This is a genomic window from Nocardia amikacinitolerans NBRC 108937 (genome assembly GCF_001612615.1).
GTDB classification, from domain to species: domain Bacteria; phylum Actinomycetota; class Actinomycetes; order Mycobacteriales; family Mycobacteriaceae; genus Nocardia; species Nocardia amikacinitolerans.
Genome location: NZ_BDAU01000019.1, coordinates 193,985 through 220,006, shown reverse-complemented (window position 1 = coordinate 220,006; position 26,022 = coordinate 193,985). Strand labels below are relative to the sequence as shown.

The following is a 26,022-nucleotide window of genomic DNA, read 5'->3' as shown; positions in this document are numbered from 1 at the left end:
GAGGCGTGCCCTCTCGGTCGGGCGGACACGGCGGGAAGCCGGGTGTGTTGTCCGGGCCGAACTCCCGAGTTGGATGATGGAGGACGGCCGGCGCGCGCCGGAACGGTAGTTCGGGAGGAGTGAGGGTAGGCGGATGGTGACGACGCTGGCGGATCTCATCGGGGTGCTCGACGCGGCGTATCCGCCGAAGCTGGCGGAGTCGTGGGACTCGGTCGGGTTGGTGTGCGGTGATCCGGAAGACGAGGTCACCAGGGTTTTGTTCGCGGTGGACGCGACCGCCGAGGTAGTAGACGAGGCCATCGACTGGCGCGCCCAGGCCTTGGTGGTGCACCATCCGCTGCTGCTGCGCGGCGTCGACACCGTGGCCGCCGACACCGCCAAAGGCGCTCTGCTGCACCGTCTCATCCGTTCCGGATGCGCCCTGTTCACCGCCCACACCAACGCCGATTCCGCCGACCCCGGCGTCTCGGACGCGCTCGCCGCGGCGATCGGGCTGACGGTGACCGCTCCGCTGGACCCGAAACCCACGGCCGCGGTGGACAACTGGGTCGTCCAAGTCCCGTGCACCCACACCGACGCGGTGCTCGACGCCCTGTTCGCCGCGGGTGCGGGCACCAGCGGCAACTATCACGACTGCGCGAGCTGGGCGCCGACCACCGGACAGTTCCGTCCCGCGCCGGGCGCGAATCCGGCGATCGGCACGATCGGCGAACTGGAGCGCGTCGACGAGGACCGTGTCGAGGTCATCGCCCCGCCCGCGGCCCGCAGCGCGGTATTGGCCGCCCTGCGCGCCGCGCACCCGTACGAGGACCCGGCGTACCACGTCACCGAGCGCGCCGCCCTGCCGTCCGGGCTCGGCATCGGTCGCGTCGGCACCCTGCCCGAACCGGAACCCTTGCGCGCCTTCACCGCTCGCGTCTCCGCCGCGCTCCCGTCCACCGTGTGGGGGGTCCGCGCCGCGGGCGATCCGGATCGGATGATCGAGCGGGTCGCGGTGTGCGGCGGCGCGGGCGACTCCTACCTGGCCGCGGCCACCCGTCTCGGCGTCGACGCCTACCTCACGTCCGACCTGCGCCACCACCCCGTCGACGAACACCTCCGCAAGGGCGGACCCGCACTCGTCGACGCCGCCCACTGGGCCACCGAATTCCCTTGGTGCGCGCAAGCGGAAGGCATTGTCGCCGCGGCGCTTCCCGACGTGGAGACCCGCGTCTGCACCATCCGCACCGATCCGTGGTCGGTGGGCGCCGCGGACTGACGGTTCCTCGCCGTTCCCCGGAATCGAAGCGCCGGAAGCGGGTACAACTACCGCATGAGTTACCCGGTGGATTTCGGGATCCTGCAGATCGGATTGATCCTGCTGATCCTGATCGCGGTCGCGCTGCTCGTTTCGGCGCTGGTGAAGGTGCGCAGGGTCGGGCCGCGGGTGCTGCTCGGCCGGGGTGCGGGCGGCCTCGTGCTCCTCGTCGTCGCGGTGCTGCTGCTGTGGGTCGCGACCCTCATGCAGACGTACCTGGGACTGAGCGGCGAGATCAAAGCCGCGCACGTGGTGGTGAGTGAGGTTGCGGGAGAGGAACATCAGCTCGAAGTCGACCTGACGCTCTACGGCGACGACGACGATCCGGACCGACGCGAGAAGTTCCGCGTCCAGGGCGATCTGTGGGTGCTGCAAGCCAACATCGTCGAGCTGGAGCCCTGGGTGAACGCCCTCGGCTTCCACTCCGGCTACCAGGTCACCCGCCTGTACGGCCAGCGCCTCGACGGCGTCGCCACCACCCAGAACCACATCTTCCTCAACGGCGGCGACGCCGACTTCTTCGCCGACATGCGCGACGGAAAGTGGTGGACCGACCCCTTCGTCCGCTCCGCCTACGGCAACGCCGTCATCGCGACCCCCGGCGAATACGACGTCTACATCTCCCGCGACGCCATCAAGACCCGCGCGCCGGGAAGCTGACCGTGCGTCACCACGTGTGCGTGCGCTCCCGGTTCACCACATCGATCCGCTGCTGAAGCTGTCGCATGATCTCGTCGGGGGGACCCGGCGCGATGTCGAAGTCGTTCCTGCCGTGATTGACCAGCAGGTATCGCCCGTCGTCCGGGTAGTCCAGCCAGATGAACGCGTGCCCGTCCAGCGTCGGCCTTGCGTCGTAGGTGATGCCCGGGTAGACGGTGATCTCGCCCGCACCGCTACGCGGCCGCCGGAAGAATCGGTTCACCTCCTCGGTACGGGACAGGCGCGTGGGATGCCGGGAGTACAGCGGCTGGTCGAGGTCCGTGCGGCGAGCGCTGAACGGATGGTGGGCGCCGCCCCGGCAACGCGGCAAGCGCGCCGCGATCTCCGAGACAACCATGTGCGAGTAACACATGGTGAGCACGACATCGCGCCCGTGCTCCCGATCCGGACCGGGTTGCTGCACCGCGATCGTCGCGACCTGATCCACTATGCCCGCGTGCATCCGCACGACCTGCTTCAACTCCGGACCGTAGAAGCCGTGAATCTCGATGCGCACCTGCGGTTCCAGCAGGACGGTGAGCGCGCGGTGCAGCCGCTCGTCGAAGATCGTCTGCAACCGCTGCGCCGTCCGCATGCGCAGCCGCTCGAAATCCGCCTGGGACTCCATGAATTCGGGCCGGAAACTCAACGGATACGGCAGCCGATCCCGGCCCATCGCTTCCATCGCGATGCCGAACGCGAGACCGTCCAGCTGCCAACGCCATTCGGTCATGCCAGCGCCTCGTCGGCGCACGGCCGTGGCACGCGCGCTGAATTCGGTTCGCTCATCCGCCGATGACCCCGCCCGGCGGCAGGACCCGCGGCTGCACGCCGAGCAACTCGGTGGTGCGGTCCTGCACGAGGTAGTCCGGAATCTTGTGCTCGCTCTCGTCGTCCTCGCCGCGGCGTGCGGCACCCGGCGCGCCCATGCCTGGCATGCCGGGACGCCCCGCGGTCGGCGACGCGGCTCGCGCACCCGGTGTGCCTGCGGGTGCGCCTGGCTGCCCTGGTTTGCCACCCGGGATGCTCTTCCCCGGGCCGGGATTCGATCCCGGACCACCGGGACCACCGAGGCCGCCCGGGAAGCCCGGCGAACCGGGTGAGCCCGGTCGATTCGGATCGGGTCTGCTGAGCGGGTCCTCCAGGTACGACTTCGGCTTGTCCGGCGTCGGCACGCCGCTCTGCGGCACCGTGCTCTGCGGATCGGTGCCCGCCGGATTCGTCCCGGCCGGGTTCGTGTTCTGCGGGTCCGTGCCCGGATCATCCGCTTGCGCCTGATTCGGGTCGTCTCCCGCATTCGGATCGTCACCGGAGCCGCCGGGATCGTCGGTACCGCGCGGATTCACCGGTCGACCGCCGGGCGGCCAACTGCCGTTGTCGTCCTTCGGCTTGTCACCGGGATTGCCGACCGGATTGAACGGCTCGGGGAGCTTGGGAGTGTGACTGTCGACCTCTTGCGCGCCCGGCACATAGATCTCTTGCATGATCCGGCGAGCGTTCGCCTCGGCCTCGTTCGCGCGATGCTGCGCCAGCTTCAACACACCGTTGCCGGGGATGTGCCCCATGAATTCGTCGAAGCCGGAAACGTGCGGCGCGGGCGGGATCGAGATCTTGACCTGATCGAGGTAGCCCTGCAACAGGTCGATGCCGTTGGCGACCTGCTGGAAGCTGGTCGGCAACTTCTTGAACTCGTCGGTGTAGGCGCGGGTGGCTTCCATCGCGGCGTTCGCCGCGCGGCCCTTCCAGAGTTGTTCGATGTCCTGGTCGACGCCGGTGCGGAACTGGCGGACCGCCTCGTCGGCGCGGTCGCGTAGCCGCCGCCAACCGTCCGCGCCGCTGTTGATGTCGGCCTGCGAGACGCCCTTGCCGCCCTCGTGGTCGTTGAGCGCCTTCCAGATCTGCTCGTGCGACCACGTGTCGAAGGGCTCCATGTCTTTCAGCACCGTGGGCGCGCGGTCACCGTACTGACCGTTGAGGGTGTTCCACTCGTTCTGGATGTGGCTCCGGTCGTTCTTCCACTTGTCCTCGCCGGAGTCGCGGAGATTGGTCTCGTTGACCTTGTTCTCGTGGGAGTCGTTCTGCGCGCGGGCGATTCCCGCACCGCCCGCGATGACGCCGATGACCGCTGCCGCGGCGACGAAGAAGGGCATCAGTTCATCCCTTCGGTGTGGGCGGTCAGTTGGGTGCCTGCGGTTTGGTCGGTTTCTTGCAGTTTGCCGATTGCGGCGGCGTAGGTGTCGTGCATGAGTTGGACGACCTCGATGTGCTGCTGCAGGCGAGTTGCCGCCGAATCCTTGCTGTCGTGCGGTCCGCCGTTGACGGCTTTGTTCTGGAACTTCTCCTGCAGTGCGACGGCTGAGGGCAGGCTGCCGTAGCCTGCCAAGTACTGGAGTTGCTGCGCATCTCGCACCATGGTGTCCAAGTCTCTGAGCATCGTCTCGCAGCGCTTTCGAAGGGCTTCGCCGATGCCTTCATCCATACGGAACTCACCCGTGACAGCCTGTTCTTTGAGTTGCTGCCACTGCCTCATCTGTGCCTGCAGGTCGTCCGACACGGCGTCCCACCCCCTTGTCAGTTGGTAAACGTTGCAATTCGGCGGTTGTTACTTCGGTAGATGTGGTTCGAGATCCTCTGCATGCTGAACCGCAAGCTCGCATCGGTCGTGAGTGACGGGCTTGGATGCGCGCCAATCTGCGCTGATCACGAACATGCCTTGCTCGGCGGGAATTGCGACGCGACAGATCAGTCCACGAGTGTCGGATTTGTCCTGGTGAATCAGTCCCGGGCGAGGCCCGACAGGCACCTCGCGGAAGCCAGTTTCATCAGGGTTGGAACGAACCTCGTCAATGGTGTGGCTGCTCGACGCCACCGTAATGAAGTACGGAAGAGTTGTGGAGTCCCACGAACAGATGCGCCACGCCGCAGGACCCGTAGGGGGATCCGTCACCACGTCCTTGCTTGCCGGGTCCGCGCCGGTCGCCCGCAGCGCATCCTCACTCAGGCTGGTACACGGATTGAAGACCTCGATCTCATCCAGATTCCGAACCGTGGTCGTCGGCGTCGCGGCGGTCCCGCCGACCGTCGACCCGCACCCGGCGACCAACCCGATGACAGCGGCGCCCGCGGCCGCGGTGCGTAGGGCGTCGGCGGTTCGCATAGCTCTCCCTGTCGTCGGCGTCGGGCGATTTCCCCCGTCGTAACTATAAGACGCGGGCAACCGCGCGTCGGTTCCCTCGGATTCCGGCCGCTACCCGGCATCGCGGGCGCGCGACCCGCACATTCCTCGGCCCGGTCTCGGAACCAACCGCCCGGGGGCCGGGGTACGGTTGAGCACTGGCATTCGCCGCCCGGCGGATACCCCCGACCCGTCCACAGTGCTCAGGAGTTTGTCCGCGTTGAATGTCGAACCACCGATCCAGGCCAAGCTGCTTCAGCTCGCGGCTGTCGACGCCGAACTGACGCGGATCGCGCATCGGCGCACCGTGCTGCCCGAGCAGCAGGAGGTGGCGCGGCTGGAGGGGGAGCGCAACAAGCACAAGGACGCCGCGGTGGCGGTGGAGATCGTGCTGGACGACCTCGATCGCGACATCCGCAAGCTCGAGGGCGAGATCGAGGCGGTCCGCAAGCGGGAGGAGCGCGACCGCGGCATGCTGACGGCCGGTTCCATTGGCGCCAAACAGCTTTCGGAGATCCAGCACGAGCTGGGCAGTCTGGAGCGGCGGCGCGGCGTGCTCGAGGACGAACTGCTGGAGGTGATGGAGCGCCGCGAGGCGTCCGCCTCCGATCACGATCACGCGGGCGCCCGGCTGAGCAAGACCGAAGAGGAGCTCGCCGACGCGCAGCGGCTGCGCGACGAGGCGCTGGCGGATCTGGATGTGGCGCAGGGGCGCTGCGCGGACGAGCGGTCCAATCTGATCGGACTGTTCCCCGCGGAGCTGCTGAGCGCCTACGACAAGCAGAAGGCCGAGCGCGGTGTCGGCGCGGCGCTGCTGCAAGCGCGCAAGTGCGGCGCGTGCCGGATCGAGCTGGACCGCGGCGAGATCGCGCGCATCGCGAAGACGGCGCCCGACGTGGTGGTGCGCTGCCCCGAATGCAACGCGATCTTGGTGCGCACCAAGGAATCCGGTCTGTGACCTGCGGGTCCGATCGTCCGGATGCCGAGGAGGTCCGGTGAGTTACGAGCACGTGATCGTCGAGGCGGACGGTGGTTCGCGAGGCAACCCGGGGCCCGCCGGGTACGGCGCGGTCGTCTTCGCTGCCGACCACGTCGCGGTGCTCGCCGAGCGGCGGGAAAGCCTCGGCATCGCCACCAACAACGTCGCGGAATACCGCGGGCTGATCGCGGGCCTGGAGGCCGCCGCGGAGCTGGGCGCGCGCACGGTGGACGTGCGGATGGACTCCAAGCTCGTGATCGAGCAGATGTCGGGCCGCTGGAAGGTCAAGCACGCGGCGATGATCCCGCTGGCGGACCGAGCCCGCCGCTTGGTCGCGGGTTTCGACCGGGTCGGCTTCACCTGGATTCCGCGCGCCCAGAACTCGCATGCCGACCGCCTGGCCAACGAGGCGATGGACGACGCCACCCTGGTCGACGAGGTGCGGGCCGCCCGCGATGCCGGGCACGAGATGCGCGACACTTCCACAGCTGCCCGCGAGCCGGAGCGCCCGGCGCCTGCGGGTGACGCTGCGGGTCGCGCTCGCGTGGAGGCATCTACCGGTTCGGCGCACGACGCGGCAGCTACGGACGCTGTGGCTGAGCAAGGCCTCGCAAACGGGGCGGCCACCGAAACACAGAGCAGCGAGACCGGGCTCGGAGCCCCACCACGCATCGGAACCCCGGCGTCCGGCACCGTCGACGACGGCACCGAAGCTGCCACCGCTGCACGGCCTTCCGTTCGAGGATCCGAACAGAACGCCCCCAGCTGGATCGACGAAGTCCGCGCCTCCCGAGTGGACCCCGCGAACACCGACGCCGCCTCCACCGGTCCCGGCTGGACCGGCGCGATGGGCCGCCCGACCCGCCTGCTCCTGCTCCGCCACGGCCAAACCGAGCTCTCCGTGCAACGGCGCTATTCGGGCCGCGGCAACCCCCCGCTCACCGCGCTCGGCCGGGAACAAGCCGCGCGCGCCGCGAAAATGCTTGCGGCCAAGGGCGATATCGCCGCGGTTCTGAGCTCGCCGCTCGGCCGCGCGCGGGAGACCGCGGAGGCCGCGGGCGCGGCGTTGAACGTGCCGGTGCGCACGCACGACGGGCTCATCGAAACCGACTTCGGCACATGGGAAGGCCTGACGTTTCTCGAAGCGGCGCAACGCGATCCGGAGTTGCACGCGCGCTGGCTCGGCGATCCGTCGGTGGCGGCGCCGGGCGGGGAGAGCTTCGACGAGGTCCGCGAACGGGTCGAGGCGGTGCGCCGCGACCTTGTCGCGCTGTATCCGGGCAGGAACGTGCTGGTGGTCAGCCACGTGACGCCGATCAAGACGCTGTTGCAGCTGGCGCTCGGGGTGGGACCGTCGCTGCTGTACCGGCTGCATCTGGATCTGGCGTCGCTGTCCATCGCCGAGTTCTACCCGGACGGCGGGTCCTCGGTGCGGCTGGTCAACGACACCTCCTACCTGTCCTGACCGTTCCTTTTCCGACCTGACCGACGCATCGGCGGCCGTCTCCGGGTACGGTGGCGCGGCACACATCGCATTGCGCGCACCGGCCGCTACCCCGACGCTGAGGTAGCCGACAGTCGACCGAGGCCGCGTACTCGGTTCGCTCCGCAGCCGCGCGGAGACATCCGGAACGAGCATCGCGTCACCGTTCTGTCGGTGCGACGCTGCACGATGTGTCGGGTGGGTCGATTCCTCGATCGAAATCGAGTGTCGGCCTGTGTCTTTCGAGAAGGAGAGTTACTGCTGTGAGATTCAGGTGGATGGCGGCCGTGACGGCCGTCGTCGCGGGTGTGGGCGCCGCCGTCTCGGGCGCCGCGCAGGCCGCTCCGGGGAGTGCGGTGCTGGGCGGAAGCTCCGGCCTCGTCTTCGAGAACAACTCCGCGTGCTCGCTCACCGCCATCGGCCACGACAACGCCGGTCGTCTGGTGGGCCTGACCGCGGGCCACTGCGCGCCCGCCGGTTCGCGGCTGGCATCGGAGGCGGCGCTTGACGTGGGCGCGGTCGGTGTGGTCGCCTACTCCGACAACGGGGAGGGGCTGGATTTCGCTGTGCTGCAGTTCGATCCGGCGAAGGTCACGCCGGTTCGCACGGTCGGCGCCACCACCATCAACGGGATCGGCCCGACGCCGGGTCCCGGCACTACCGTGTGCTCCAACGGTCGCACCAGCGGCCCGGGTTGCGGTGTCGTCTGGGGCAACCTGGACGAGACCATCACCCTGAACCAGGCCTGCTCGAAGCCCGGTGACTCCGGCGGCCCTGTGACGGTCGGCGACCGCCTGGTCGGCATGAACCAGGGCAGGCTGACCGGCCTCGCCGGCATCGGCTTCGACGTGCCGTGCACCACCGCGGCCAACCCGATCCACTCACCGGCGTTCTTCGCGCCGATCGACGTGATCCTCGCCGCCGTCAACGCCATCGGCGGCGTCGGCGCCGGATTCCGCCCGATCTGAGTCTTTTCCGGTCGAACCGTTCACCGCCGTGGTCCCGCGCAGGACCGCGGCGGTGAATTCGTCCAGGGGATAGAACAATTCGATGGCGAGCTCGGAGAGCGTCACGTCCGCGGGCGCGCCGAACGTCGCCATGGTGCTGAACATCGCCATCTCCCCGAGCGGCGTCCTGATCCGGACCGGCACCTGGAACGGACCCGTCGGCGCCGCGCGATCCGCCGCCGGATCCGACGGCGCCGGATAGCTCAGCACCTCGTCGTACAGCGCGCGCAGGCGCTCGTCGCCGGTCGCCTCGGCTTGGCGGCCCAGGCGTTCCAGGAACAGCTCCCGCACCTGTACGGGATTGGCCAGCCGCGCGATCAGACCGTCCGGATGCAGCACCAGCCGGTAGACGTTCGGACGTGGCGTCAGCAGATGCTCAGGAACGCCCGCCGTGAGCACCGACATCGCGGAGTTGCCGGTGACCACATTCCACCACCGGTCCACCACCACCGCGGGGTAGGGCTCGTGCGCGGCGAGCATGGTCGCCACCGCCGAGCGCACCGCGGTCAGCTCGGCGTCATCGAGGTGGGACTCGCGATACGCCGGTGCGAAACCGGCGGCGAGCAGCAGCGTATTGCGTTCCCGCAGCGGCACATCCAGCGCCTCGCACAGTCGGAGCACCATCGCCCTGCTCGGCGCCGCGCGCCCGTTCTCCAGGTAGGACACGTGGCGGGCCGAACTGTCGGCGGCCAGCGCCAGATCCAGTTGGCTCAGCCGCCGTCGCTGCCGCCATTCGCGCAGCAGCGGGCCGATACGGGAACCGTTCTCCACCTCAGCAGGGTAGCCACATGACCTCCGAGGTTATTGAGACGCTTACCGCGCCCCGGCATCGTGGGTGGCGGAAGCTCGATCGACAGGAGATGGACATGAGTACGGCAGCACTCGCCGCCCCGCCCACCGACCCGTTGCGCACGGCACTGCGTGTCGACGGCTGGAGTACCGGCGCGTTCGGCGTCGTCATGCTTGGCGGAGCGGCCGCGCTGCGCGACCCGCTCGGGCTGCCGACGGCGTGGTCGATTCCGTTCGGGGTCGCGATGGTGGGTGGTGCGCTGGCGCTCCTGCTGATCGCCGGGTATCCGCGGATTCCCACGCGGCACGCGAAGGCGGTCGTCGCGGTGAACACCTTGTCGGCGGTGGGAATGGTGGCGTTGGCGTTCTCCGGGGTGCTCGAGCTGACCGGGTTGGGCGTGCTGTTCGTGCTGATCGGCGCGACCGTGGTCGCCGCCTTCGCCGCGACCGAATACACCGCGTTGCGGCGGGCGGCGCGGTGAGCGCCGACGAGGCCCGATTGCTGGAACTGCTGGACGCGCAGACCGCCGCGTGGGCCGCGGGTGACGGTGTGGCGTTCGCCGCGACGTTCACCGAGGACGCCGACTTCGTCTCGGTCATCGGCGAGTTCGTCCGCGGCCGAGCGCTATTGGCCGAGGTCATGCAGCAGGGTTTCGACGGCTTCATGAAGGGCACGCGCCTCTCGCCTCCGCGGGAAACCACGATCCGGTTTCCGGCGCCCGACGTGGCCCTGCTGGTCACCGACGGCGTCTGTGTGCTGCGGGATGGCGCGAACACTTGCCGCCCGGAAGACCTTTCGATCCAAACCCGCACCGCCGTGCGCGTGAACGGACAGTGGTTGTTCACGTCCTTCCAGAACACCCGCATCCGATCGGCGCCATGACGCGCGGCCGCGGTGACGGCCCCTATTCCGTCCCGCGCGGGCGGTGATCAGGCGGAACCGAGCCATGATTCCCCACCAACTCGGTTGCCTGAGTACCGCTTTCGGCAGAGGTCCGACCGATCGCCTGGATCTACGCCGCGACGGGATCCAGGCCCGTTCCGAGGACCGCATCCAGCTTCGACAGAAAGCGGGCGAAATACGGATCGGACTCCGGAACCGCGAACCGGTCGATGTCCCACCACCGTCCACCGTCGAATTCGCGCGGGTCCAGCCGGTACTCGCGGGTGCGATCGCCGCGAATCACGTACCAGAGACTCACGTCCTCGTGGCCACCGCCGATTCCGACGGTCGTGGTCACGGTGAGGAACAACGGCGCGGAACCCACCACATCGAAGTCGGCGGCGATACCGAGTTCCTCGCCCGCCTCCCGACGGGCCGCGTCGAACGGATGCTCGCCGGGGTCGAGATGACCGCCCATCGGCAACCAGAGTCCGGCCAGCCGATGGCGCCCGAGGAACACCGCGCGCGACACCGGGTCGACCAGCACCGTGTACGCCACCAGGTGCCGCGGCGGCACCGCCGGTTTCTCCCTGCGGAACACGTCGTCGGTCGACGCCAGCCAGTCCAGCGCCGTCGCGATGTGTTCGCGCTCGAGCTCGTCGCACGGGTCGATCCCACGGACGATCTCGGCAACCGCGGCAGTCGCTGCGTTCATGGCCCGCGACTGTAGCGGCGGGCACCGACAAGCTGTTTGTTCCGCACACACCCGGGTACGCGACCTCGAAGCGACAAGGAGGTACCCATGGACCCGCGACGCCCCACCGACCCGGACACCGACAAGCTGCACGACCTCGTCGACACCGCCAAAGACAAGGCCACCGACGCCAAACACCGCGCCGAGGACCGCAGCGCGGCGGCCGCGCTCGCGGCGACCGATCTGGTGGATCGCGCGACCGCCCGGGTTCTCGACGCGGCCGAGCACGGCGAGGAGGTGCTGCCCGAACCGGTCGCCGAGCGCGGCCGCGATATCGCCACCGCCGTCCGCGAACGACCACTGCCGTTCGCGCTGGCCGCCCTCGCCGCGCTGCTCATCCTGTGGCGGACGCTGCGCCGTTCACGCTGAGGTGCTCACGGCCGCAGTACCGAGACAAGGAAGTCGGTCTGGTCGTAGACCGCCTGCTCGAAGACGTCGTCGAAGTACACGTCGAAATGCCCGACGGGATAACGCTTCACGACCGCGTGCTTGGTGCGTTCGGCCGCTTTCAGCGCGGGCTTGGCGGGCGCGATCGAATCGTTGTCGGCCACCGCGTAGAACACCGGCATCTTCAACGCCTTGGCGTGCCGTCCGGGCGAATCGAACAGGGCCGGAAAGGCAACGCGCGCTGCGACTTTCGGGTCGTACGTCTCGCTCTCCTCGGCCAGCCTTCCGAAACCCTCCGGCACATCGGTCGCGCTCATCAGCGCCGCTGACCGCTTGCGCCCGGCCAGCCGAATCCGCACCGGCTTGCGCCGCAGCGGCCCGATCAGCAGATCGGTGGCGGCGATGGTGGCGACCTTGGTCATGCTGATCGGCCCCTTCGCCCATGCCGAAGCCCACCCGCTGGTGAACGGCACTTGAGCGACCACGGCGGCGATGTAGTCGTCCTCCGGCGCCACCGTCAGCACGTGACCGCCGCCGAACGACGTGCCCCACAACGCGATTCGGGTCTTGTCGATGCCGCGCAGGGTGCGCGCGTACGCGATGGCCGACCGCCAGTCCTCCCGCTGTCGCGCGATGTGCAGCAGCTGGCGCGGATCACCTTGGCTCGCACCGAAATGTCGGTAGTCGAACACGAGCACGGCCATGCCCGCCGCGGCGAATCGTCGGGCGTACCTGTCCAATCCCATATCCCGCGTGCCCCCCAGACCGTGCCCCATCACCACGAGCGGACGGGGCTTGGGGACGCCTGCGGGGGGATACAGCCAGGCGGCGCATTGCTGGCCACCTGAGGGAAAACTGACCTCGAGACGTTCCATGACGTCTAACCGTACTGGCGCGAGCGGCCGCTCACCTGCCGGGGAGTATCCTGGCACGCGCGGACGAGTTGGTCGGGCGGCCGCGGCGATGGGAACGGGCACTCCGGTGCCGCCGCCCGTCGCCGAGGAAAGTCCGGACTCCACAGAGCAGGGCGGTTGCTAACGGCAACCCGGGGTGACCCGCGGGACAGTGCCACAGAAAACAGACCGCCCGTGTCCCTTCGGGGACGCGCGGTGAGGGTGAAACGGTGCGGTAAGAGCGCACCAGCGCCCCGGGTGACCGGGGCGGCTCGGTAAACCCCGCCCGGAGCAAGGTCGAAGGTCGCACTTCTCGGAGTGCGGCTGCGCAGGCGTTCGAGGGTTGCTCGCCCGAGCCTGCGGGTGGGCCGCTCGAGGCACCCGGCGACGGTGTGCCCAGATGGATGGTCGCCGCCCGGTGCGAACCGGGAACAGGATCCGGCTTACAGACCAACTCGTCCGCCCCACGCCCGGCATCGAGGTGTGCCGAGCCCGCGAGGATCGGCGCCGGAAGAACGAGAGTCGAACCGCCGGATGCGGGCCGCGCACCGAGGCTCCCGGCCCGCATCGGCGGCGTGGTTCAGCAGAGGTACTTGGCCGTGGTGAAGATGGCCTGCGCTTCTTCCTTGCTCGCGGCGGTCTGGCCGGACTTGGAGCGGTCGACGGTGGACTGCACGATGGCGTCCTCGGCCTTGCCGTCCTTGATGTCCTTGCAGGTCGCGGTGAAGATCTCCGCGATCTGCGCGTCGCTGCGGCCCTCGGCCAGCTTCGGGAAGGCGCTGCGGTAGCTCACCACGAACATGCCTGCCTTGGCGCTGTCGGGCACGGCGGCGCCGCTTGGCTGGGCGGCGGGGGAGGCGGAGGTGGACGACGCCGTCGCGGTGTCCTTGTCGTCGCTGCTGCAACCCGCGACGAGCAGGGCGAACAGGGTGGTGCTTACCGCGATCGCGGCGGAAGTTCTTCTCACGGTGCCGGATGCTAGCGGCCCCGGACGAAAGTCGCCTTCCGTGAGGTTAACGGAAGGCGACCGTCGTGTGGCGTTCTCTGTGAGATCAGGTGGGATCGACCATGAAGACCTGCGCCCAGTATGCGGCCTGCTCCGGGCCGAGCAGCGGCATCAGGTAGTCGAAGATGATCGATGACATCAGTGCATAACTCCCAATTGTCGACGTACGGGGTCACTTCGGAATGGGCGGTTGGATCACGGCCCGCACCGGCCCCGAACAGTAGCAGTCGCGCGCGACACGACGGGTGCGGCCGGGCGATTCGTACGGAACTGGCCTAAAGGTGACCGACGTCATACAGTAGTCGCCGTTGGCAGGCCCGATGCCGGGCAGCAGCGGGCCGATTCATTCTTCGATTGCGGAAGCAGGTCTCAACTCTATGCGGGTAGTTCGTTCACTGGTCGCCGGCGCGCTCATCGCCGGGGCCGCATCGGTTTTCGCCGCGCTGGGCGCCGGGTCCGCCAACGCGGTCGCGGTGACTCCGCTTCCCGGCGGGGTGCAGGTCGATCTCAGCCCTGCCGACACCAAGTGGGTGGCCGACAACAACTTCGGCCGCACGCTCGCCGGTCTTCCGCACCCGTCGGCGGCGTCCTTCGGTGAGGCGCTCGACGCCGCGGCCGATCTGTCGTCGACCTACCCCACCGGGCGGGTCACGTTCACGGTGTTCGGTCCGTTCAACGAGCTGAACGGCACGATGCTGGCACTGCAGTAACGTAGTTCTACGTGGAACTGCACCAGCGGATCATCTCGGCGCCGGTCGATTTCGGCGCCATCCGATCCGAATTCGGTCTGGCCTCGGCGTACCCCGCCGAGGCCGCCGTGGAAGCCCGCGGCGCGGTGGACGCGTTCGCGGGCGACCGGATCGATCGCACCGACATCGAGCTGGTGACGATCGACCCGCCGGGCGCCATGGATCTCGACCAGGCCCTCCACCTGGAGCGGACCGCCTCCGGCTTCACACTGCACTACGCGATCGCCGACGTCGGCGCCGTGATCGCCCCCGACGGCGCGCTCGCCAGAGAATCCGGCGCGCGGGGCCAGACCTTCTATCTCCCGGACGGCACGGTGCCGTTGCATCCGCCCGTCCTCTCCGAGGGCGCGGCGAGCCTGCTGCCCGAGCAGACCAGGCCCGCGGCCCTGTGGACCATCGAACTCGACGAGAACGCCGAACCGCTGACCTACTCGGTGGTGCGCGCGACCGTCCGCTCCCGCGCCCGACTCGACTACGCGGGTGTCCAAGCCGACGCCGACGCGGGCGCCCTGCACCCCTCGATCGCGGCCCTGCCGGAATTCGGCACGCGGCGCATCGAGGCCGGACTCGCCCGCGGCGCGATCGGGCTGCGGCTGCCCTCGCAGAGCGTCATCCGCGACGACGCGAACGACGGCCATTGGCGGCTCGTCGTCGAGCCGCGCACCGCGGCAGACGACTGGAACGAGCAGGTCTCCCTGCTGACCGGCATGTGCGCGGCACGCATCATGCTGGATGGCGCCGACGCCGACGGGCAGCGGATCGGCCTGCTGCGCACCATGCCGCCGCCCACCGAATCCGCCATCGCGTCCATGCGCCGCACCGCCGCCGCGCTGGCCGTGGACTGGCCAGCGGATCAGCCGGTCGGCCGCATGCTGGCCGGGCTCGATCCCAATACCCCCGCCGCCCTCGTGCTCATGTCGGAGGCCACCGGCCTGCTGCGCGGCGCCGCGTACACCGTGATGAACGGGTCGCCGCCGGAGGTACTGGCGCACAGCGGGATCGGTGCGCCCTACGCGCACGTGACGGCTCCGCTGCGCCGCCTCGCCGACCGCTTCGCCACCGAGATCTGCCTGGCCCACTGCGCGGGAACCCCGGTGCCGCAATGGGTTCGGGACGGACTCGAGCCGACCGCCGACACCATGAAGCGCACCGACGGCGTCTCCGGCAAAGTGGACCGCGCCTGCATCGACCTCACCGAGGCCAGCCTGCTCGCCCAACGCCTCGACGCCGTGTTCGACGCGGTCGTCGTCCGCGAGGCCAACGGCAACCGGCCCGCGGAGGTCTTCATCGCCGATCCCCCGGTGCTCGGACCCTGCACCGGCAGCCCGAAGGAAGGCGCGTCCGTCCGCGTGCGGCTCGTCTCCGCCGACCCGGTCACCCGCAAGGTCGGCTTCGCCTTCCCCGCCTGACTTCTCGTGAACTCTGCCCTCGCGCAGACCCTGGGTCAGTCGGGGACCGTTGCGCTCACGCGGACGCCGGACCTTCGCGCTCACGCTGACGCTTCTCCATCACGGACTCCGCGCTCACGCTGACGTAGTCTCCGCCGTTGAGCTTCGCCCCACACCGACGTTGTCTCTGTCGCAGGCCGGTGTGCTCAATGCGGTCGCTGTGACCGCTGCGGGGGCGTGCGCTGGAGTCGCGAAGTCACCAGAGGCTGGTCGAAAGCGCTTCGGCTGCGTCGGGATAATGGCCGAGGGCGCGGTCGGCCGCGGCGTTCTCCGCCACGGTGAGACGGCGGTAGACGTTCACGTCCTCGCCCGCCGCTTCGGCCTCCGCCGCGCGCTCGATGATCGCCGCGCCGGATTCGATCGCGTCGCGGTGGTCGCCGAGCACGGACTGCAGGCGCTTGGCGCGACCGCCGAGATCGGCGGCGGACTCGCCGATGACCTGTTCGGCGGCCTCGCAGGAATAGCGTAAACGCTTGGCGCTCTTACGGATATCGTGCAGCGCCTCGATGCGCTCCGGTCCGGGCACCGTCGGCTCGTGCCGGATCAGCGCCGCCACCCGTTCGTGGTCGCGCAGCAGCACGACGCCGAAGAAGTCGGCGGCGGGCGCGGCGGCGCGGGCTGGGCGCAGCGGTGGGTCGGTGCGCCAGCGGGTCAGTCGCTCACGCAGCGCGCGATAGCGGTCGGTGTCGAGTGCGGTGAGCACCTCGGCGTGCGCGGCGTCGTAGCGTGCGCGTTCGGCGCCGACGAGGCGCTCGGCGACCACGTCCGGCACGTCCTCGCCCTGATCGTCGAGCAGGTCGGCGAAGCGGTCGGCCCGCACTTCCGCGTCGCGGGCGACGCCGAGCAGCGTGGCAAGCCACTTCAGCTCCGCGCCGATCTCGGCCGCGGGAGCCTTCTCGAACAAGCCGCGATAGGAGCGAAGCACGCTGCGCAGCCGCCGGGTCGCGACCCGCATCTGGTGCACCGAATCCGCCGCGTCCGCGCGCACCTCGGGCTCGGCGGCCAGCAATCGGTCGATGTCGTCGCGCAGGGCGGCGATCAGGGCTTCTCCGGCAACGGCCGCCACGGCTCAGCCCACCTTCGCGAAGCCGTCGGTGGCGCGCACCAACCGGTCGACGATGCCGGGTTCGTTGGCCGCGTGCCCCGCGTCGTCGACGATGTGCAACTGCGAGCCCGGCCAGGCGCGGTGCAGATCCCAGGCGCTCACGGCCGGGCAGACGATGTCGTGGCGACCCTGCACGATGACGACCGGCAGGTGCGAGATGGCGCCCACATCGCGCAGCAGCTGTCCTTCCTCCAGGAATCCGCCGTGCCGGAAGTAGTGGTTCTCGATGCGCGCGAATGCCAGCGCGAACCGCGGCTCGCCGGTCTCGGCGACCCGATCCGGGTGCGGCAGCAGCGAACTGGTGGAACCCTCCCACACCGACCACGCGATCGCGGCGGCCGTCGCCACCTCGGGATCGGGGGAGCGCAGCAGCCGGTGATAGGCCTCGACCAGATCACCGTCGCGCTCGGCCTCCGGCACCGGCGCGAGGAACTTCTCCCACTCGTCCGGGTAGACGTTGCCCGCCGCGCCGTTGTAGTACCAGTCGATCTCCTTGCGCCGCAACAGGAAAATGCCGCGCAGCACCAGTTCGGTGACCCGCTCCGGATGCTTCTGCGCGTACGCGAGCGCCAGCGTGGAGCCCCACGAGCCGCCGAACACCTGCCAGCGCTCGACGCCGAGATGCGCACGCAGCGCCTCGATGTCGGCGACCAGGTGCCAGGTCGTGTTGTGCGCGAGATCGGCGCCGTCGGCGAGGTGCGGGGTGGACCGCCCGCAGCCGCGCTGGTCGAACAGCACGATGCGGTAGGCCGACGGGTCGAAGAACTGCCGGTGGTACGGCGCGGTGCCGCCGCCCGGGCCGCCGTGCAGGAACACCACCGGCTTGCCGTCGGGATTGCCGCTGACCTCCCAGTACACCGACTGCCCTTCGCCGACGTCGAGCATGCCCGACTCGTACGGCTCGATCGGGGGATACAGGGTGCGCATCACAGGCCGACGATGATCGAGGCCAGGTCCGGCGTCTGTAGCGCCTCGATGGCCTGTTGGCGGACGTCCGGGCAGCTCTTGGTGGTGACGGTGTCGACGACGGCCTTGTTGCCGAGCACGTCGATACCGTTCTGTAGACCCCACGGGTGCACGATCAGGTTGAGCCCGACCCGCCCCAGCGTCGGACCCTGCACCCGGAAATTGGACAGCTCGGGCCGGATCGCGTCGCACAGCTGGGTGGCGGCGGCGTCGGTGACCGTCGGCGTCGGCTTCTGGGTGCCGGTGGCCTGGGCGGTCGTGGTCGCCGACGTTGGCGCCGAGGTGGTCGATCCCGTGCTACCGGTGGGCTCGGGGTTCCCGTTCGTCCCGCACGCGGCCAGTGTCGCGGCGGCGAACGCGGCGACCACCAGCGAGGTGCTGCGGAAAATCCAACGGCTGTGCGGCATCGGTACCTCTGCTCGTGTCGAGAATGTCGGCATCGAGTCTGCCATTGTTTGCGGCCCGCGGCCCGCACCGCTCGTTCCACGCCTCGCGGCGTGACGACGAATCGAGCGGCGCGGCAAGGTACGCCGCGCCGCTCGTCCGGTCGATCAGAAGCTGTGCTCGGGTCCGGGGAACGTCCCTCGGCGCACCTCGTCGGCGTAAGCCGCTGCCGCCGAGCGCAATTGGTCGCCGACATCGGCGAAGCGCTTGACGAACTTTGCGGTCTTGCCGCTGGTGTAGCCCGCCATGTCCTGCCAGACCAGCACCTGGGCGTCGCAGTCGGCGCCCGCGCCGATACCGACGGTCGGGATGGTCAGCTTGCGGGTGACCTGCCCGGCCAGCTCGGCGGGAACCATCTCCATGACCACGGAGAACGCGCCCGCCTCCTGCACCGCGATGGCGTCGGCGATGAGCTGCTCGGCGCCGTCGCCGCGGCCCTGCACCCGGAAACCGCCGAGGGTGTTGACGCTCTGCGGTGTGAAGCCGATGTGCGCCATCACCGGGATACCCGCCGCGGTGATCAGCGCGATCTGCTCAGCGACTCGCTCGCCGCCCTCGAGCTTCACCGCGTGCGCGCCGCCCTCCTTCATGAACCGCGTCGCCGTCGCCAGCGCCTGCTGCGGGGAGGACTCGTAGGTGCCGAACGGCAGATCGGCCACCACCAGCGCGTGCGGCGCGCCGCGCACCACGCCGCGCACCAGCGGGATCAGCTCGTCCACGGTGATGGGCACCGTGGTGTCGTAGCCGTACACCACGTTGGCGGCCGAGTCGCCGACCAGCAGTACGGGGATGCCCGCCTCTTCGAACAGGCGGGCGGAGGAGTAGTCGTAGGCGGTGAGCATCGCCCAGCGCTCACCGTCGGCCTTCATCTGCTGAAGGTGGGGGACACGCGTCTTGCGCCGCGCCTTCTTGGTCTCGGCCTGAGCCGCGCCGTAGGCAGGGGTTTCCGCATCGGATACGGACATCATCGTCCCTTTCGTATCGTCGCCTCGAGGCCCTGGCCGGGTCCCCGGGTTTTCTGACGGTTCCAGTGTGCCACCCGCCTCCACGGTCGCTTAAGGGCGTCGTTCGGTGCGATTGCTCACAGCTACGGGCCACCTGACGCGACCGCCGCACAGCACCCCGACGGCGTCCTTACGACTTCGCAAAGTTCCTACGCTTCGCAGGCGCTGCACCCTCTGCGAAGCGTGCGAAAGGTTTGCGAGGGCGGTGGCGCTGCCGTCGGGCGGGTGGGGGAGGAAGTGCTCGGCAAACCGTTGCTGGCAGGATCGAAGTATGGGATTGCGGCGTGGGCGTGGCGTGCTGGTGGCGGCGGTGCTGAGCATGGTCGCGGCCGGGTGCGCGATCGAGCGGGCGCAGCCGCAGGGGCCGATGCCCGCACCGCAGGCCGGGTTGGAGCGGTTCTACGGGCAGACGCCGGAGTGGGGGGAGTGCCTGGAATTCGCGGGGCCGGGTGATCGGTTCCCGCCGAACGCGCAGTGCACGCGGATCACGGTGCCGGTCGATTACGCGGATCCGGCGGGGCCGACGGCGCAGATCGCGTTGAGCAGGGTGCCCGCCTCGGGGGCGAAGATCGGTTCGCTGCTGATGAACCCTGGCGGGCCCGGGGTGTCGGGGTTGTCGATGGCGAGCCTCGCGAACAGGACGCCGCTGTCGGAGCGCTTCGACCGGGTCGGGTTCGATCCGCGCGGTGTCGGCGCGTCGACGCCCGCGATCGCGTGCCTGACGCCGCAGGAGAACGACGCCGAGCGCGCCGAGCGCCCCGAGGACAACACGCCCGAGGGGATCGCCGCCGCGGAGGCGGAGAACAAGGAGTACGCGGACAAGTGCGTCGAGCGCACCGGTGACGAGCTGCTCGCGCACGTCGGCACCCGCGAGGTCGTCCAGGACATGGACGTGATCAGGGCGGTGCTCGGCGACCCGAAGCTGACCTACCTGGGCTATTCGTATGGCACCAAGCTCGGGTCGCTGTACGCGGAGAAGTACCCGGACCGGGTGCGGGCGCTGGTGCTGGACGGCGCCGTCGACTCCTCGCAGGATCCGGTCCAGGAGTCGCTGCGCCAGGCGGCGGGCTTCCAGACCGCGTTCGACGCCTACGCCCAGGCCTGCGCGAAGGAACCGGACTGCCCGCTTGGCACCGACCCGGCCCAGGCCGTGGCCCGTTTCCGCGAGCTGGTCAACCCGCTGTGGGACCGGCCCGCCGAGACCACCGACCCGCGCGGCCTCAGCTACAACGACGCCATGACCGGCGTCACCCAGACGCTCTACTCCGACGACCTGTGGCAGGTGTTGACCCTCGGCCTCGACGAACTGCGCGACGGCCGCGGCGACACCCTCCTGCAGCTGGCCGACATGTACGACGGCCGCCGCGACGACGGCACCTACAACAACACCCAGGACGCGTTCAACGCCATCCGCTGCGTCGACGATCCGCGGGTGACCGATCCGGCGGTGGCGGCCCGCCAGGACGCCGAGTACCGCAAGGCCGCCCCGTTCCTCGACGACGGACGCGGCACCGGACAGGCCCCGCTGGAACTGTGCTCGACCTGGCCGGTGCCCAACAGCGGCAACCCGCACCGGATCGCCGTCGAAGGTCTGCCGAAGGTCGTGGTGGTGTCGACGACGGACGATCCGGCCACGCCGTACCAGGCGGGCGTCGACCTGGCCGCCCAGCTGGACGCCGCGCTGATCACCTTCACCGCCAACCGCCACACCGCCGCGCTGGTGGCGGGCAACCAGTGTCTGGACGACGCGGTGATCACGTACCTGGTCGATCTGAAACTCCCCGAGCCCGGCCTGACCTGCTGAACGTCAAGGCGACTTGCCGCCGGACTCCACTGCCCCTCAGCGTCCGCCGCGACGTTGCGCGCGGCGTGCTGTGCGAACGGAATCGGAGGTCGTGCGAATTCCGCTGGGCCGGCCGACGTTGTCCCGACGGCAATTCCGGAACGATCCGCGGCGGCGGATCCGACGCACGCGGAATCGCAGGGGACCGCTCACCGACCGGTCCGCACGGTGGTGAACTTCGTTCCGAACAGCCCCTCGCGGACCCGAAACGCAATCCCGAGGCCGTACGTAACACGGATTTAACGCCAGGTGCTTACGCTCGCGGACATGGATCGCCAGAAGGAATTCGTGCTGCGGACGCTCGAAGAGCGGGACATCCGCTTCGTGCGTCTCTGGTTCACCGACGTCTTGGGCTACCTGAAGTCCGTCGCCATCGCTCCCGCCGAGCTCGAGGGCGCTTTCGAGGAGGGTATCGGCTTCGACGGCTCGGCCATCGAGGGCTTCGCCCGGGTGTCGGAGGCCGACATGGTCGCGCGCCCGGATCCTTCCACCTTCCAGGTGCTGCCGTGGGCCACCAGCAAGGGCCATCAGCACTCCGCGCGCATGTTCTGCGATATCACCATGCCGGACGGCTCGCCGTCCTGGGCCGACCCGCGCCACGTGCTGCGGCGGCAGCTGAACAAGGCGGGCGATGTCGGGTTCAGCTGCTACGTGCACCCGGAGATCGAGTTCTTCCTGCTGAAGAACGGCCCGCAGGACGGAAGCCCGCCCGCGCCCGCCGACTCCGGTGGCTTCTTCGACCAAGCCGTGCACGACTCGGCCCCGAACTTCCGGCGCCACGCGATCGACGCGCTGGAGTCGATGGGCATCTCGGTGGAATTCAGCCACCACGAGGGCGCGCCGGGTCAGCAGGAGATCGACCTGCGCTACGCCGATGCGCTGTCCATGGCCGACAACGTGATGACCTTCCGCTACCTGATCAAGGAAGTGGCCATCGACGAGGGCGTGCGCGCCACCTTCATGCCCAAGCCGTTCGCGGAGTACCCGGGCTCGGCGATGCACACGCACATGAGCCTGTTCGAGGGCGAGAACAACGCCTTCGCCGACCCGGACGACCCGATCAACCTCTCCGAGACCGCCCGCGCGTTCATCGCGGGCATCCTGGAGCACGCGCCCGAGATCAGCGCGATCACCAACCAGTGGGTGAACTCCTACAAGCGGCTCATCCACGGCGGCGAAGCCCCGACGGCGGCCTCCTGGGGCCGGTCGAACCGCTCCGCGCTGGTGCGCGTGCCGATGTACACGCCGAACAAGTCGTCCTCGCGGCGCGTCGAGATCCGCAGCCCAGATTCCGCCTGCAACCCCTACCTGGCGTTCGCGGTACTGCTCGCCGCGGGTATGCGCGGCATCGAGAAGGGCTACAACCTGCCGCCGGAGGCCGAGGACGACGTGTGGGCGTTGACCACCGCCGAGCGCCGCGCGATGGGCTTCCGCGAGCTGCCCGGCACCCTGGACGAGGCGTTGCAGGCGATGGAGCGCTCGGAGCTGGTCGCCGAAACCCTCGGCGAGCACGTCTTCGACTTCTTCCTGCGCAACAAGCGCCGGGAGTGGGCCGACTACCGCAGCCAGGTGACCCCGTTCGAGCTCAAGGAGTACCTCGGACTGTGACGTGGACGCGCGGCCGGGCCATGTAGTTTTAAGACTATGGTCCGGCCACCGTCTGCGCGCTCCGCTGTTCCCGGTGTCGGTCGGCTCGGCTTGCTCGAGCCGACGGCCGCAGCCTCGCTGCGCGAATTGGGCTGGGACAACGTCGAAAGTATCCCGGTCCTCTGGTCGTTGTCCAGGGCGCCCGACGCCGACCTCGCGCTGAGCACCCTCATGCGCCTCCGCGAAGGGCTCGGAAGCGACTGGGCCGCAGTGGATTCCGCGCTGCGCACCGATAAGTCCTTGCGCGGCAGGCTGTTCGCGCTGCTCGGCTCGTCGAGCGCCTTCGGCGACCACATGGTGGCCGAGCCCGCCTCGTGGCAGTTGCTGCGCCGTCCGGACCTGCCCAAGCGCGAGGAGGTCCTCGCGGATCTGCTCGACGCCGTCGACGCGGTGCCCGAGGAGGGGCCGAACGCCCAATCGGACACAGCGTCGCATCGCGACTCGATGAGGGGTGGCGGTCGGGCGACGGGCGGGCTGTTGTACAGGGCGGGGATCGCCGGACCTGAAGCGGTGGCGCTGCTGCGCAGGCGCTACCGCGACCAGCTGATGCTGCTCGCCGCGCTGGATCTGGCCGCCACCGTCGAGAACGAGCCGGTGCTGCCGTACCAGACAGTCGGCAGGCATCTCACCGACCTGGCCGACGCGGCGCTCACCGCTGCGCTCGCGGTCGCGGTCGCGCGGGTCTGCAAGGACGGGCCGTGCCCGGTCCGGCTCGCGGTGATCGCGATGGGCAAAAGCGGTGCGTGCGAACTGAATTACGTCAGCGATGTGGACGTGGTGTTCGTCGCCGAACCCGCCGACGCCACCGCGACCCGGTTGGCCGCCGAGACGATGAGCGTTGGCAGTCTGGCCTTCTTCGAGGTGGACGCGGCGCTGCGCCCGGAGGGCAAGCAGGGCGCGCTGGTGCGCACCCTGGAATCGCATATCGCCTACTACAAGCGGTGGGCGCGCACCTGGGAGTTCCAGGCGCTGTTGAAGAACCGGCCGATGACCGGCGACCTCGAACTCGGGCACCAGTACCGGGACGCGGTGATGCCGATGGTCTGGACCGCCTCGGAGCGGCCCGATTTCGTCGCCGACGTCCAAGCGATGCGCCGCCGCGTGGAAGACCTGGTGCCCGCCGACCTGCGCGAGCGCGAGCTGAAGCTCGGCCACGGCAGCCTGCGCGACGTCGAATTCGCCGTGCAGCTCCTGCAATTGGTGCACGGCAGAGTGGACGAGTCGCTGCACGTGCAGGGCACCGTCGAGGCGCTGACCGCGCTCGCCGCCGGCGGATACGTCGGCAGGGACGACGCCGCGAACCTCACCGCCTCCTACGAATTCCTGCGCCTGCTCGAGCATCGCCTCCAGTTGCAACGGCTCAAGCGCACCCACACGCTGCCCGCGGCCGACGACGAGGAGGGCATGCGCTGGCTGGCCCGCGCCGCGCACATCCGTCCCGACGGCAGGCAGGACGCGGTCGGCGTGCTCGCCTCCGAGATCCGCCGAAATGCCGTGCGGGTCCGGCGTTTACACGCGAAGCTGTTCTACCGTCCGCTGCTCGACGCGGTCGCGCGGATGGACTCCGACGCGCTGCGGCTGAGCCCGGACGCCGCCATCCGGCAGCTGGCCGCGCTCGGCTACGCGGCCCCGGAGAACGCGCTCGGCCACCTCAAGGCGCTCACCGGCGGGGTCTCCCGCAAGGGACGCATCCAGGCGCTGCTGCTGCCCACCCTGCTCGAATGGCTCGGCGACACACCGAATCCCGACGCGGGCCTGCTCGCCTACCGCCGGGTGTCGGAAGGCCTGGACGACCAGATCTGGTTCCTGCGCGAACTGCGCGACGAGGGCGCGATCGCGCAGCGGCTGATGATCGTGCTCGGTTCCTCGGAGTACCTGCCCGATCTGCTGATCAACGCGCCGGAAACGATCCGCATGTACGCCGACGGTCCCGGTGGGTCGCTGCTGCTCGGACCGCAGCCGGAGGACGTCGCGCGCGGCATCCTCACCGCGGCGGCCCGCTACGAGGATCCGAAACGCGCTGTGGCGGCGGCCCGTTCGCTGCGCCGCCACGAACTCGCGCGGGTCGCCTCGGCGGATCTGCTCGGCATGCTCGAGGTGCCGGAGGTCTGCCGCGCCCTGTCGTCGGTGTGGGTCGCGGTGCTGGAAGCCGCGCTGGCTGCGGTGATTCGGGCGAGCGAGGCGGAGACCGGTGCGCCAGCGCCCGCCGATTTCGCGGTGATCGGCATGGGCAGGCTCGGCGGCATGGAACTCGGCTACGGCTCCGACGCCGACGTGCTGTTCGTCTGCGATCCGCGTCCGGGCGAGGACGAGACCAAGGCCGTCAAATGGGCGATCGGCATCGCCGAGAAGGTGCAGCGCATGCTCGGCGCGCCGAGCACCGACCCGCCCCTGCACGTCGACGCGGGCCTGCGTCCGGAGGGCCGCAACGGCGCGCTGGTCCGCACCCTCGCCGCCTATCGCGCCTACTACGAGCAGTGGGCGCAGCCGTGGGAGGTGCAGGCGCTGCTGCGCGCCCACCAGATCGCGGGCGATCAGGACCTCGGGTTGCGGTTCCTGCACGTCATCGACAAGGTGCGCTACCCGGTCGGCGGCGTCTCGGCCGAGGCGGTGCGCGAGATCCGCCGCATCAAGGCCAGGGTCGACTCCGAACGCCTGCCCCGCGGCGCCAACCCCGCGACGCACACCAAGCTGGGACGCGGCGGTCTGGCCGACATCGAATGGACCGTGCAGCTCATGCAGCTGCGCCACGCCCACGAGGTGCCCGCGCTGCACAACACCTCCACGCTGCAATCGCTCGACGTCATCGAGGAGACCAAGCTGCTCGACGCCGAGGACGTGGCGCTGTTGCGCGACGCCTGGCTCACCGCGACGAAGGCGCGCAACGCGCTGGTCCTGGTGCGCGGCAAGGCGACCGACCAATTGCCGGGCCCCGGTCGGCTGCTCTCGGCGGTCGCGCGGGTGGCGGGTTGGCGCAACGACGACGGCAGCGAGTTCCTGGACAACTACATGCGGGTGACGCGACGGGCGAAAGCGGTGGTCGAGCGCGTTTTCGGAAGCTGAGACCCGCGAGCGTTCGCCATCGCGCGACGGCGGCCGCACTGTCGGCACCGGGTGCGGCGTGCTCGGCGACCTCCCAGAGGCGCGAGGAAGGGATAGGCGATCGTCAGTCGCCGACGTGCTGCATGTGGCAGACGAAATCGCGCAGCGCTTTCCGATCCTCCTCCGGTCCCTGCCGTCCGCCCTCGACGGTCACCGTCACCCGGCTGCCCGCCTTCATCGGCAGCTCGTCCCACGCCGCCGGCAGGACCAGCGCGTGCACGTCGCGCCCGCCGCAGCTGACGGTGATGCGTGAGGTGTAGCGGCCCGCGATGTCCGCGAGTTCCTGGGCTTCGTCGGCGGACAGCGGCCCGACGGCCGTGAATTCTTCGACGTACATCTCCAGCCCCTTTCCGCGGAATCTG

The 26,022-nt window shown here is 69.7% G+C and carries 26 protein-coding genes and 1 other RNA gene; 14 read left to right on the top strand and 13 right to left on the bottom strand.

All coding sequences use genetic code 11. The features are described from left to right. Positions 1 to 133: 133 nt before the first annotated feature. Positions 134 to 1,258 (top strand): Nif3-like dinuclear metal center hexameric protein, encoded by a 1,125-nt coding sequence (locus tag NAM01S_RS16280; RefSeq protein ID WP_067786007.1) that lies wholly within the window; start codon positions 134 to 136, stop codon positions 1,256 to 1,258. 54 nt (positions 1,259 to 1,312) lie between these two features. Beyond that, positions 1,313 to 1,957, top strand: a complete 645-nt coding sequence (locus NAM01S_RS16275) for a hypothetical protein (protein WP_067786005.1) — start codon at positions 1,313 to 1,315, stop codon at positions 1,955 to 1,957. Between the two features lie 7 nt (positions 1,958 to 1,964). Here NAM01S_RS16275 and NAM01S_RS16270 read toward each other — a convergent pair whose 3' ends face one another. The 4 genes from NAM01S_RS16270 to NAM01S_RS16255 are packed head-to-tail and all read right to left on the bottom strand — an operon-like array spanning position 1,965 to position 5,153. Beyond that, positions 1,965 to 2,729 (bottom strand): ESX secretion-associated protein EspG, encoded by a 765-nt coding sequence (locus tag NAM01S_RS16270; protein ID WP_067786003.1) that lies wholly within the window; start codon positions 2,727 to 2,729, stop codon positions 1,965 to 1,967. Positions 2,730 to 2,781: 52 nt separating this feature from the next. Then, on the bottom strand, positions 2,782 to 4,146 hold the full coding sequence (locus tag NAM01S_RS36980) for a hypothetical protein (protein WP_067786001.1): 1,365 nt from the start codon (positions 4,144 to 4,146) through the stop codon (positions 2,782 to 2,784). Next, positions 4,146 to 4,550 carry a hypothetical protein gene (locus NAM01S_RS16260; protein ID WP_067785999.1) on the bottom strand — a complete coding sequence of 135 codons (405 nt, stop codon included), beginning with the start codon at positions 4,548 to 4,550 and terminating at the stop codon, positions 4,146 to 4,148. The genes NAM01S_RS36980 and NAM01S_RS16260 overlap by 1 nt, the downstream gene beginning before the upstream one ends. Before the next feature lie 48 nt (positions 4,551 to 4,598). Then, positions 4,599 to 5,153: a DUF3558 domain-containing protein gene (locus tag NAM01S_RS16255; RefSeq protein ID WP_067785997.1), complete on the bottom strand. Its 555-nt coding sequence runs from the start codon at positions 5,151 to 5,153 to the stop codon at positions 4,599 to 4,601. Positions 5,154 to 5,391: 238 nt separating this feature from the next. On the opposite strand from NAM01S_RS16255, the gene NAM01S_RS16250 reads away from it, so the two are divergent. The 3 genes from NAM01S_RS16250 (at position 5,392) to NAM01S_RS16240 (ending at position 8,601) form a co-directional block, all read left to right on the top strand. Beyond that, positions 5,392 to 6,129, top strand: a complete 738-nt coding sequence (locus tag NAM01S_RS16250) for a zinc ribbon domain-containing protein (RefSeq protein ID WP_067786212.1) — start codon at positions 5,392 to 5,394, stop codon at positions 6,127 to 6,129. Positions 6,130 to 6,166: 37 nt separating this feature from the next. Further along, positions 6,167 to 7,615 (top strand): bifunctional RNase H/acid phosphatase, encoded by a 1,449-nt coding sequence (locus NAM01S_RS16245; protein ID WP_084482990.1) that lies wholly within the window; start codon positions 6,167 to 6,169, stop codon positions 7,613 to 7,615. 296 nt (positions 7,616 to 7,911) lie between these two features. Then, entirely contained in the window at positions 7,912 to 8,601 is a 690-nt protein-coding gene (locus tag NAM01S_RS16240) for a chymotrypsin family serine protease (protein ID WP_067785995.1), read from the top strand. Here NAM01S_RS16240 and NAM01S_RS16235 read toward each other — a convergent pair. Continuing rightward, entirely contained in the window at positions 8,515 to 9,411 is an 897-nt protein-coding gene (locus NAM01S_RS16235; RefSeq protein WP_253798873.1) for a helix-turn-helix domain-containing protein, read from the bottom strand. The genes NAM01S_RS16240 and NAM01S_RS16235 overlap by 87 nt on opposite strands. 95 nt (positions 9,412 to 9,506) lie before the next feature. On the opposite strand from NAM01S_RS16235, the gene NAM01S_RS16230 reads away from it, so the two are divergent. Further along, the gene (locus tag NAM01S_RS16230) at positions 9,507 to 9,911 is read left to right on the top strand and encodes a hypothetical protein (RefSeq protein ID WP_067786208.1); all 405 of its coding nucleotides are present in this window, start codon (positions 9,507 to 9,509) and stop codon (positions 9,909 to 9,911) included. Continuing rightward, positions 9,908 to 10,312 carry an SgcJ/EcaC family oxidoreductase gene (locus NAM01S_RS16225; RefSeq protein WP_067785993.1) on the top strand — a complete coding sequence of 135 codons (405 nt, stop codon included), beginning with the start codon at positions 9,908 to 9,910 and terminating at the stop codon, positions 10,310 to 10,312. The genes NAM01S_RS16230 and NAM01S_RS16225 overlap by 4 nt, the downstream gene beginning before the upstream one ends. A 130-nt stretch (positions 10,313 to 10,442) precedes the next feature. Here NAM01S_RS16225 and NAM01S_RS16220 read toward each other — a convergent pair whose 3' ends face one another. Then, positions 10,443 to 11,027: an NUDIX hydrolase gene (locus NAM01S_RS16220; protein ID WP_067785991.1), complete on the bottom strand. Its 585-nt coding sequence runs from the start codon at positions 11,025 to 11,027 to the stop codon at positions 10,443 to 10,445. An 87-nt stretch (positions 11,028 to 11,114) separates the two neighbouring features. On the opposite strand from NAM01S_RS16220, the gene NAM01S_RS16215 reads away from it, so the two are divergent. Further along, the gene (locus NAM01S_RS16215; RefSeq protein ID WP_067785989.1) at positions 11,115 to 11,435 is read left to right on the top strand and encodes a hypothetical protein; all 321 of its coding nucleotides are present in this window, start codon (positions 11,115 to 11,117) and stop codon (positions 11,433 to 11,435) included. A gap of 5 nt (positions 11,436 to 11,440) precedes the next feature. Here NAM01S_RS16215 and NAM01S_RS16210 read toward each other — a convergent pair whose 3' ends face one another. Next, on the bottom strand, positions 11,441 to 12,328 hold the full coding sequence (locus tag NAM01S_RS16210; protein WP_067785987.1) for an alpha/beta hydrolase: 888 nt from the start codon (positions 12,326 to 12,328) through the stop codon (positions 11,441 to 11,443). 64 nt (positions 12,329 to 12,392) lie between these two features. Between NAM01S_RS16210 and rnpB the strand changes: the two genes are divergently transcribed. Then, positions 12,393 to 12,808, top strand: an RNA gene (rnpB, locus tag NAM01S_RS16205) — RNase P RNA component class A. Between the two features lie 118 nt (positions 12,809 to 12,926). Here the strand turns inward: rnpB and NAM01S_RS16200 are convergent. Beyond that, on the bottom strand, positions 12,927 to 13,313 hold the full coding sequence (locus NAM01S_RS16200; protein WP_067785985.1) for a hypothetical protein: 387 nt from the start codon (positions 13,311 to 13,313) through the stop codon (positions 12,927 to 12,929). Positions 13,314 to 13,672: 359 nt separating this feature from the next. Between NAM01S_RS16200 and NAM01S_RS16195 the strand changes: the two genes are divergently transcribed. Beyond that, positions 13,673 to 14,062, top strand: a complete 390-nt coding sequence (locus NAM01S_RS16195; RefSeq protein WP_253798870.1) for a hypothetical protein — start codon at positions 13,673 to 13,675, stop codon at positions 14,060 to 14,062. 11 nt (positions 14,063 to 14,073) lie between these two features. Beyond that, complete coding sequence (locus tag NAM01S_RS16190; protein ID WP_067785981.1) at positions 14,074 to 15,510, top strand: RNB domain-containing ribonuclease; 1,437 nt, start codon at positions 14,074 to 14,076, stop codon at positions 15,508 to 15,510. 235 nt (positions 15,511 to 15,745) lie between these two features. On the opposite strand, the gene NAM01S_RS16185 is transcribed toward NAM01S_RS16190, so the two are convergent. The 4 genes from NAM01S_RS16185 to panB all read right to left on the bottom strand — a co-directional run bounded on the left by NAM01S_RS16185 (position 15,746) and on the right by panB (position 19,029). Beyond that, the gene (locus NAM01S_RS16185) at positions 15,746 to 16,615 is read right to left on the bottom strand and encodes a CHAD domain-containing protein (protein ID WP_067785979.1); all 870 of its coding nucleotides are present in this window, start codon (positions 16,613 to 16,615) and stop codon (positions 15,746 to 15,748) included. A gap of 3 nt (positions 16,616 to 16,618) precedes the next feature. After that, positions 16,619 to 17,581, bottom strand: a complete 963-nt coding sequence (gene pip / locus NAM01S_RS16180) for a prolyl aminopeptidase (protein WP_067785976.1) — start codon at positions 17,579 to 17,581, stop codon at positions 16,619 to 16,621. Beyond that, positions 17,581 to 18,027: a hypothetical protein gene (locus NAM01S_RS16175; RefSeq protein WP_067785974.1), complete on the bottom strand. Its 447-nt coding sequence runs from the start codon at positions 18,025 to 18,027 to the stop codon at positions 17,581 to 17,583. The genes pip and NAM01S_RS16175 overlap by 1 nt, the downstream gene beginning before the upstream one ends. A 144-nt stretch (positions 18,028 to 18,171) precedes the next feature. Next, on the bottom strand, positions 18,172 to 19,029 hold the full coding sequence (panB, locus tag NAM01S_RS16170) for a 3-methyl-2-oxobutanoate hydroxymethyltransferase (RefSeq protein ID WP_067786206.1): 858 nt from the start codon (positions 19,027 to 19,029) through the stop codon (positions 18,172 to 18,174). Positions 19,030 to 19,339: 310 nt separating this feature from the next. Here panB and NAM01S_RS16165 point away from each other — a divergent pair, with 310 nt between their 5' ends. The 3 genes from NAM01S_RS16165 (at position 19,340) to NAM01S_RS16155 (ending at position 25,621) form a co-directional block, all read left to right on the top strand. Further along, positions 19,340 to 20,872, top strand: a complete 1,533-nt coding sequence (locus tag NAM01S_RS16165) for an alpha/beta hydrolase (protein WP_067785973.1) — start codon at positions 19,340 to 19,342, stop codon at positions 20,870 to 20,872. A 306-nt stretch (positions 20,873 to 21,178) separates the two neighbouring features. After that, positions 21,179 to 22,519 carry a type I glutamate--ammonia ligase gene (gene glnA / locus NAM01S_RS16160; protein WP_067785971.1) on the top strand — a complete coding sequence of 447 codons (1,341 nt, stop codon included), beginning with the start codon at positions 21,179 to 21,181 and terminating at the stop codon, positions 22,517 to 22,519. Between the two features lie 36 nt (positions 22,520 to 22,555). Next, entirely contained in the window at positions 22,556 to 25,621 is a 3,066-nt protein-coding gene (locus tag NAM01S_RS16155; protein WP_067785969.1) for a bifunctional [glutamine synthetase] adenylyltransferase/[glutamine synthetase]-adenylyl-L-tyrosine phosphorylase, read from the top strand. Positions 25,622 to 25,724: 103 nt separating this feature from the next. On the opposite strand, the gene NAM01S_RS16150 is transcribed toward NAM01S_RS16155, so the two are convergent. Next, complete coding sequence (locus NAM01S_RS16150; RefSeq protein WP_067785967.1) at positions 25,725 to 25,997, bottom strand: HPr family phosphocarrier protein; 273 nt, start codon at positions 25,995 to 25,997, stop codon at positions 25,725 to 25,727. Between the last annotated feature and the right edge of the window lie 25 nt (positions 25,998 to 26,022).

Excerpts from the sequence above, each read along its gene's own strand:
- NAM01S_RS16155 (WP_067785969.1), top strand. The coding sequence starts at position 22,556 with ATGGTCCGGCCACCGTCTGCGCGCTCCGCTGTTCCCGGTGTCGGTCGG.
- NAM01S_RS16275 (WP_067786005.1), top strand. The coding sequence starts at position 1,313 with ATGAGTTACCCGGTGGATTTCGGGATCCTGCAGATCGGATTGATCCTG.
- panB (WP_067786206.1), bottom strand. The coding sequence starts at position 19,029 with ATGTCCGTATCCGATGCGGAAACCCCTGCCTACGGCGCGGCTCAGGCC.
- NAM01S_RS16220 (WP_067785991.1), bottom strand. The coding sequence starts at position 11,027 with ATGAACGCAGCGACTGCCGCGGTTGCCGAGATCGTCCGTGGGATCGAC.
- NAM01S_RS16270 (WP_067786003.1), bottom strand. The coding sequence starts at position 2,729 with ATGACCGAATGGCGTTGGCAGCTGGACGGTCTCGCGTTCGGCATCGCG.
- NAM01S_RS16215 (WP_067785989.1), top strand. The coding sequence starts at position 11,115 with ATGGACCCGCGACGCCCCACCGACCCGGACACCGACAAGCTGCACGAC.
- NAM01S_RS16150 (WP_067785967.1), bottom strand. The coding sequence starts at position 25,997 with ATGTACGTCGAAGAATTCACGGCCGTCGGGCCGCTGTCCGCCGACGAA.
- NAM01S_RS36980 (WP_067786001.1), bottom strand. The coding sequence starts at position 4,146 with ATGCCCTTCTTCGTCGCCGCGGCAGCGGTCATCGGCGTCATCGCGGGC.
- NAM01S_RS16230 (WP_067786208.1), top strand. The coding sequence starts at position 9,507 with ATGAGTACGGCAGCACTCGCCGCCCCGCCCACCGACCCGTTGCGCACG.
- NAM01S_RS16210 (WP_067785987.1), bottom strand. The coding sequence starts at position 12,328 with ATGGAACGTCTCGAGGTCAGTTTTCCCTCAGGTGGCCAGCAATGCGCC.
- NAM01S_RS16175 (WP_067785974.1), bottom strand. The coding sequence starts at position 18,027 with ATGCCGCACAGCCGTTGGATTTTCCGCAGCACCTCGCTGGTGGTCGCC.
- NAM01S_RS16240 (WP_067785995.1), top strand. The coding sequence starts at position 7,912 with ATGGCGGCCGTGACGGCCGTCGTCGCGGGTGTGGGCGCCGCCGTCTCG.
- NAM01S_RS16280 (WP_067786007.1), top strand. The coding sequence starts at position 134 with ATGGTGACGACGCTGGCGGATCTCATCGGGGTGCTCGACGCGGCGTAT.
- NAM01S_RS16195 (WP_253798870.1), top strand. The coding sequence starts at position 13,673 with ATGCCGGGCAGCAGCGGGCCGATTCATTCTTCGATTGCGGAAGCAGGT.
- glnA (WP_067785971.1), top strand. The coding sequence starts at position 21,179 with ATGGATCGCCAGAAGGAATTCGTGCTGCGGACGCTCGAAGAGCGGGAC.
- NAM01S_RS16165 (WP_067785973.1), top strand. The coding sequence starts at position 19,340 with ATGGGATTGCGGCGTGGGCGTGGCGTGCTGGTGGCGGCGGTGCTGAGC.
- pip (WP_067785976.1), bottom strand. The coding sequence starts at position 17,581 with ATGCGCACCCTGTATCCCCCGATCGAGCCGTACGAGTCGGGCATGCTC.
- NAM01S_RS16255 (WP_067785997.1), bottom strand. The coding sequence starts at position 5,153 with ATGCGAACCGCCGACGCCCTACGCACCGCGGCCGCGGGCGCCGCTGTC.